We start from the raw sequence: 6,209 nt of genomic DNA, 5'->3' as shown, positions 1-6,209 counted from the left end.
GCCCGACCCCGACCCCAGCCCACGTCCAAGCTCAAGACCAACGAACGGGAGCCGCTGCCATGCATCTCGACCACTCGCACGACGGGCCCTCCGCCGTAAGCGCCGACGCGCACCGGGCCGACGGGACTCGCCGGGCCCTCCGCATAGGGCTCGGCGGCCCCGTCGGCTCCGGCAAGACCGCCACCGTCGCCGCCCTCTGCCGGACCCTGCGGGACGAACTCTCCCTCGCTGTCGTCACGAACGACATCTACACCAGGGAGGACGCCGAGTTCCTGCTCCGGGAGGCCGTGCTGCCGCCGGAGCGGATCACCGCCGTGGAGACGGGAGCGTGTCCGCACACCGCCATCCGGGACGACATCTCGGCGAACCTGGAGGCCGTCGAGGATCTGGAGGACGAGGTGGGGCCGCTGGATCTCATCCTCGTCGAGTCCGGGGGCGACAACCTCACCGCGACCTTCTCCAAGGGACTCGTGGACGCGCAGATCTTCGTCATCGATGTCGCCGGCGGGGACGACATCCCGCGCAAGGGCGGGCCCGGCGTCACCACCGCCGACCTGCTCGTGGTCAACAAGACGGACCTCGCCCCCCACGTCGGCTCCGATCTCGCCCGCATGGCCGCGGACGCGAAGGCGCAACGGGCCGAACTGCCGGTGGTGTTCCAGTCGCTCAGGAGCGAGAGCGGTGTCTCGGCCGTGGCCGCCTGGGTGCGGGGGCAGCTCGCCGCGTGGACGGCATGACGACGGCGGGCGTACGGGCCACCGCGCGGATCTCGGCGCGGGACGACGGGCGCGGCAGGACCGCGCTCCCCGTGCTGGAAGGCGACGGACCGCTCGCGCTGCGGCGAACCCGGGCCCGGGGCGACGAGGCGCGCGTCATGCTCGTCGGGGCCATGAGCGGTCCGCTCGGCGGGGACCGCTTCGCCGTGGAGGCGGAAGTCGGGGAGAGGGCCCGGCTGCATGTCGGGTCGGCTGCCGCGACCATCGCCCTGCCGGGCCAGGCGAAGGGCGAGGCGCGCTACGACGTGCGGCTCACCGTCGCCAACGGGGGCGAACTCCGCTGGCTGCCCGAGCAGTTGATCTCAGCGAAGGGGAGTGAGCTGGAGGTGTCCTCGCGTGTCGAGCTGGCACCCGGTGCCCGGCTCGTCTTCCGTGAGGAGCAGGTGCTCGGACGGACCGGGGAGGAACCGGGGCGGCTCACCAGTCGTCTCACCGTCAGGCTGGACGGGCGGACGCTGCTCGATCAGGAGGTGGCGTGCGGGCCGGGTGCTCCGGGAGGATGGGACGGGCCCGCCGTGCTGGCGGGATGTCGCGCGCTCGGGCAACTCGTCATCGTACGGCCCGAGTTCGAGGAACGGCTGCCCGAACCGAGGGTGCTCGGTGAGTACGCCTCCCTCAGCCCGCTCGCAGGGCCCGGCGTTCTCGTGACGGCGCTCGCGAGTGATGCGTTGAGGCTGCGGCGCGTGCTCGACGAGGCGCTCGCGTCACTCGACTGACAGGGGCCTCACCGCTCAACGGAACGTCGCACACCGGTTATCGGAATAGTAAAGAAGCCGCGCCGCATCTGTTCTCAGCCGCCTCACAGCCGAGAGGATCCCCCGTGACCATTCGCAACTAGGTAGGGGGAGTTCTCACTTGAGTCTGAGAGGCAGGCGACCCACAAGGCGCGCGGCGGCGTTCGGATCCGCGGGAGCGCTCGTCACGGCAGCACTGATAGCCGGCGCGGTCACCGCGCCCTCGGCCAGCGCGGACGCCCGCACTGTCAAGGACCCGGAGGCGCGCGGCGCGGCCGTAGCGGCGGCCAAGGCCGCAAAGAAGGGCATCGACTGGAAGGACTGCCCCGAGGACTGGGGCCTGGAGAAGCCGATCCAGTGCGGCTGGGTGACGGTGCCGCTCGACTACGCCAAGCCGTACGGCAAGCAGATCAAGCTCGCCGTCGACCGCATCGGCAACACGGGCACCAAGTCCGAGCGGCAGGGCGCCCTCGTCTACAACCCGGGCGGGCCGGGCGGTTCGGGCCTGCGCTTCCCGCGCCGGGTCACGACGAAGAACCCGCTCTGGGCGAACACGGCGAAGGCGTACGACTTCGTGGGCTTCGACCCGCGCGGCGTCGGCCACTCCGCGCCCATCTCCTGCATCGACCCGCAGGAGTACGTCAAGGCGCCCAAGATGGACCCGGTCCCGGACTCCGAGGCCGACAAGAGCGCCCAGCGCAAGCTCGCCGCCGAGTACGCGGACGGCTGCAAGGAGCGCAGCGGCGCGATGCTGCCGCACATGACGACGCCGAACACCGCCCGCGACCTGGACGTCATCCGTGCCGCCCTGGGCGAGAAGAAGCTCAACTTCCTCGGCGTCTCGTACGGCACGTACATCGCCGCCGTGTACGGCACGCTGTTCCCGACCCATGTGCGCCGCATGGTCGCCGACAGCGTCGTCAACCCGTCGCGGGAGAAGATCTGGTACCAGGCCAACCTGGACCAGGACATCGCCTTCGAGGGCCGCTGGAAGGACTGGATCAAGTGGGTCGCGCAGAACGACGCGACCTTCCATCTCGGTGACACCCCGGCCGAAGTACAGGCGGAGTGGCTGGAGTTGCGGGCCACCGCGAAGGCGGACCCGATCGGCGGGCTCGTCGGCCCGGCCGAGCTGATCTCCTTCTTCCAGAGCGCCCCGTACTACGACTCCGCGTGGGTGCCCACCGCCACCGTGTGGAGCAAGTACGCAGCCGGGGACACCCAGGCGCTCGTCGACGCAGCCGCGCCGGACCTCACCGACACCGCCGGCAACGCCGCCTCGGAGAACGGCACCGCCGTCTACACCGCGGTCGAGTGCGCCGACGCCAAGTGGCCCACGAGCTGGAAGACCTGGGACCGCGACAACACGCGGCTGCACAAGGACTACCCGTTCATGACCTGGGCGAACGCATGGCTGAACCTGCCCTGCGCCACCTGGAAGTCCAAGCAGCACACCCCGGTCGAGGTGAAGACGAAGAAGGGCCTGCCACCGGTCCTGATCGTCCAGGCCGAGCGCGACGCGGCCACCCCGTACGAGGGCGGCGTCGCACTGCACAAGCGGTTCAAGGGCTCCCGCCTCATCACCGAGAAGGACGCGGGCTCGCACGGCGTCACCGGGTTGACGAACCCGTGCATCAACGAGCGCGTGGACACCTACCTGCTCACCGGCGAGGTGGGCAAGGCCGACGTGACGTGCGCACCGCACGCCACGCCCAAGCCGTAGGTCGTGTCGTGACTGAAGGGGGCGGTCGGATCTCTCCGGCCGCCCCCTTCCCCATGGGTGCCCGCGCGCCTAGCCCGTCGTCCAGTAGCCCGCCGTCCAGCGAAGGAGTTTCTCGGGGTTGCGTACCACCCAGATGTGCTTGATCCGGTCGCCCGCGACGTCGAACGCGAGCACCGTCACGGTGACGCCGTCCTGCTGAGCCACCAGACCGGGCTGACCGTTGACCGTACGCTCCAGGAGCGTCATGTTGCCGGGCCTCCGGCGGGCGATGTCGACCCAGGCGTGCGCGATCTGCTCGCCGCCTTCGATGGGGTGCAGGAAGGTCGTGGCGAGGCCGCCGCCGTCGGCGATCGCCGTGGCGTCGGGGTCGAGCAGGCCGACGAGGGCGTCGATGTCCTTGGCCTCCCACGCCTGCCGGAAGTCCCTGACGATGCCGGCGCGCTGGGCTGCCGGCGTCGAGGCAGGCCGCGAGGCCCGGATGCGGCGGCGGGCCGAGGAGGCCAACTGGCGGCATGCCGCCGGGGTACGGCCGACGATCTCGGCCACTTCGGCGAAGGAGTGGCAGAAGACATCGTGGAGGACGAACGCGACGCGTTCGGCCGGGGTCATCGATTCGAGCACGACCAGGAAGGCCAGGTTGACCGACTCGTCCAGGGTGACCCGGTCGGCCGGGTCGACGGTGGTACCGCCCGGCCGACCGGTGCTCCACTCCGTACGTTCGGGTAGCGGTTCGGGGATCCATTCGCCCACGTAGGTCTCTCGCCGGGCCCGGGCGGAGCTCAGCAGGTTGAGGCAGATGCGGCTGGTGACCGTCGTCAGCCAGGCACCGGGGGATCGGACGGCGTCCTGCTGCTGCGGGGACATGGCGTACCAGCGGGCGTAGGTCTCCTGGACGGCGTCCTCGGCCTCGGCCAGGGAGCCCAGGAGCCGGTAGGCGACATTGATCAGCTGACGCCGCTCGCTCATGATCGCGTCCAGGCCCGGATCGGGCCGGCCGTGTCCTGGTCCGGATCGGGTGGTCATGGTGCCGACGGCTCCCTTGGTCGCATCTGCCCTCACCCGTTCGACAAGACAGCGCACCGGAATGTGAGGCCGGTGCGCCGCCTCACATTCCGGGGCGCTGTCTTGTCGAACCGCTGGGACGAACACATCATCCAGCGACAGGAAGCCCGGAGACATCATGACTACCCCCATGCCGGCAACATCGTTCGCCGACCCGGCGCCCGCACAGCGCCTGGAGCGGGCGGCCAGCGCGCTGACCGCACACGGCTTCACCGTGGAGATCCTCGACGACGCCGCCGCCGCGCGTACCCGCATCAAGGATCTGATACCGGAGGGCGCCGGCGTGTTCACCGTGGCCAGCGAGACCCTCCGCCTGTCCGGCATCGAGGAGGACATCAACGCCGGCGGACGGTACCAGGCCATCAAGCCACGCGTACTGGCCATGGACCGCGTCACCGGCGCCGACGACATCCGGCGGCTGCTCGCCGGCCCCGACGTCATCGTGGGCAGCGTCGCCGCGCTCACCGAAACCGGCTCCCTCGTGGTCGCCTCGGGCAGCGGAAGCCAGTTGCCCGGCTACGCCGGCGGCGCCGCCCGCGCGATCTGGATCGTCGGGGCGCAGAAGGTGGTACCCGACCTGGACACCGCGCTGCGGCGCGTCGAGGACCACTGCCTGCCGCTGGAAAGCGCCCGCACCCGGGAAGCCTACGGGTGGCCCAGCGCCGTCAACCGCCTCCTCATCCTCAACGCGGAACACCAGCCGGGACGTGGCACCGTCCTGCTGCTCCGCGAAGCCATCGGATTCTGAACCACCAGGAGCTCCTCACGTCCGCCGTCCGGCCAGCCACGCGTCCTCCGCCGCGTAGTCGAAGAGATCCCCGTACGCCGCGAACATCTTGGGGTACGCCTCCCGCCAGTCCCGGCCGTCCAGTTGGCGCTCGATCCAGGCGACGGTGTCCGGGAGCGACTCCGCGTACCGGACCACCGGGCGGTAGCCCAGCTCCCGTTCCGCCGCCGACATGTCGCAGACCACGGGCGCCGGCACCGACCACGGTGTGTCGCCCACGGTGGCGGACGGGGCCGGGCCCTCGACCAGCACGCTCGGCACGCTCTCCGGCTCGACACCCATCACCTCGTCGATCGCCGTCGCGATCTCCGCCACCGTCGGCGCGTCCGGATCGACGGCGTTGAGGGCGCGTGAGCCGGGGCGGGCGGCGGCGAGGCGGATCAGTTCGGCGATGTTGTGGACGCTCGCCGGATGGAAACGGCTCAGGCCGCCGTAGGCGAGGACGCGCTGGGGGCGCCCGTCCAGGTTGCGCTTCACGAAGTACAGCTCGCGGGGCGTGCGGCAGTACGGTCCGTGGATCGCGCCGGCCCGCAGCAGCGTGGTCGGCAGCCGGTCGGCGACGGCGAGGAACTCGCGCTCCAGGGCCGCCTTGCGGGTGCTGTACGAGGTCTCGCCCGGCTGGACGGTGCGCTGCTCCTCGGAGAGGGGCACGGGGTACTCGGGGAAGCCGTCCGGCTCCGCCTGGGTGTCGAAGTTGCGGCCCTTGTCGTCCTCGTACACCGACACGCTGGAGATCACCACGGCCGAGCCGACGCGGTCGGCGAGGTTGGTCAACTGCCGTGCGTGCTCCGTGCCGTAGGCGACCATGTCCACCACCACGTCGCAGCCGTCTCCGATGACGGCGGCCAGGGCGGTGTCGTCCGAGCGGTCGGCGGCCTCGGTCCGCACCGTCTCGGGCCAGCCGTCGTCCCGTCCGCCTCCCCGTGAGACGGCCGTCACGTCCCAGCCGTCCTTCGCCAGCGCGGCCACGGCCACGCGTCCGATCTGTCCTGTCGCTCCGATCACCACAGCTCGTGTCATGAGGTGACCGTATGGGGCGTCGGGTGGGTTTCCCAGGGGGTTTAGCGAGGAGCAGAGCGGCTGTGGGGGCCGGTGTGTTTTTCGCCCCCGCCGCCCCTACCCATTCC

Annotated in this window: 6 protein-coding genes; 4 read left to right on the top strand and 2 right to left on the bottom strand. The window is 71.0% G+C overall.

Annotated features, from left to right (window positions below; all coding sequences use genetic code 11):
* Window positions 1-59 precede the first annotated feature (59 nt).
* The 3 genes from ureG (at window position 60) to FNH08_RS42100 (ending at window position 3,233) form a co-directional block, all read left to right on the top strand.
* Window positions 60-737, top strand: coding sequence for an urease accessory protein UreG (ureG, locus tag FNH08_RS42110; RefSeq protein WP_152776790.1), 678 nt, complete (start codon window positions 60-62; stop codon window positions 735-737).
* Window positions 734-1,492, top strand: coding sequence for an urease accessory protein UreD (locus tag FNH08_RS42105; protein ID WP_152776792.1), 759 nt, complete (start codon window positions 734-736; stop codon window positions 1,490-1,492). The genes ureG and FNH08_RS42105 overlap by 4 nt, the downstream gene beginning before the upstream one ends.
* A 145-nt stretch (window positions 1,493-1,637) precedes the next feature.
* Window positions 1,638-3,233: an alpha/beta hydrolase gene (locus FNH08_RS42100; protein ID WP_152776791.1), complete on the top strand. Its 1,596-nt coding sequence runs from the start codon at window positions 1,638-1,640 to the stop codon at window positions 3,231-3,233.
* 69 nt (window positions 3,234-3,302) lie between these two features.
* On the opposite strand, the gene sigJ is transcribed toward FNH08_RS42100, so the two are convergent.
* Window positions 3,303-4,256 carry an RNA polymerase sigma factor SigJ gene (gene sigJ / locus FNH08_RS42095; RefSeq protein WP_152776789.1) on the bottom strand — a complete coding sequence of 318 codons (954 nt, stop codon included), beginning with the start codon at window positions 4,254-4,256 and terminating at the stop codon, window positions 3,303-3,305.
* Window positions 4,257-4,413: 157 nt separating this feature from the next.
* Between sigJ and FNH08_RS42090 the strand changes: the two genes are divergently transcribed.
* Window positions 4,414-5,043, top strand: a complete 630-nt coding sequence (locus FNH08_RS42090) for an LUD domain-containing protein (RefSeq protein ID WP_152776788.1) — start codon at window positions 4,414-4,416, stop codon at window positions 5,041-5,043.
* 15 nt (window positions 5,044-5,058) lie between these two features.
* Here the strand turns inward: FNH08_RS42090 and FNH08_RS42085 are convergent, their stop codons facing one another.
* Entirely contained in the window at window positions 5,059-6,090 is a 1,032-nt protein-coding gene (locus tag FNH08_RS42085; RefSeq protein WP_322726335.1) for an NAD-dependent epimerase/dehydratase family protein, read from the bottom strand.
* Window positions 6,091-6,209 lie beyond the last annotated feature (119 nt).

Source organism: Streptomyces spongiae (assembly GCF_009377185.1).
Taxonomy (GTDB): domain Bacteria; phylum Actinomycetota; class Actinomycetes; order Streptomycetales; family Streptomycetaceae; genus Streptomyces; species Streptomyces spongiae.
The sequence above is the reverse complement of the archived record's forward strand: the minus strand, read 5'-3'. Positions and strand labels throughout refer to the sequence as shown.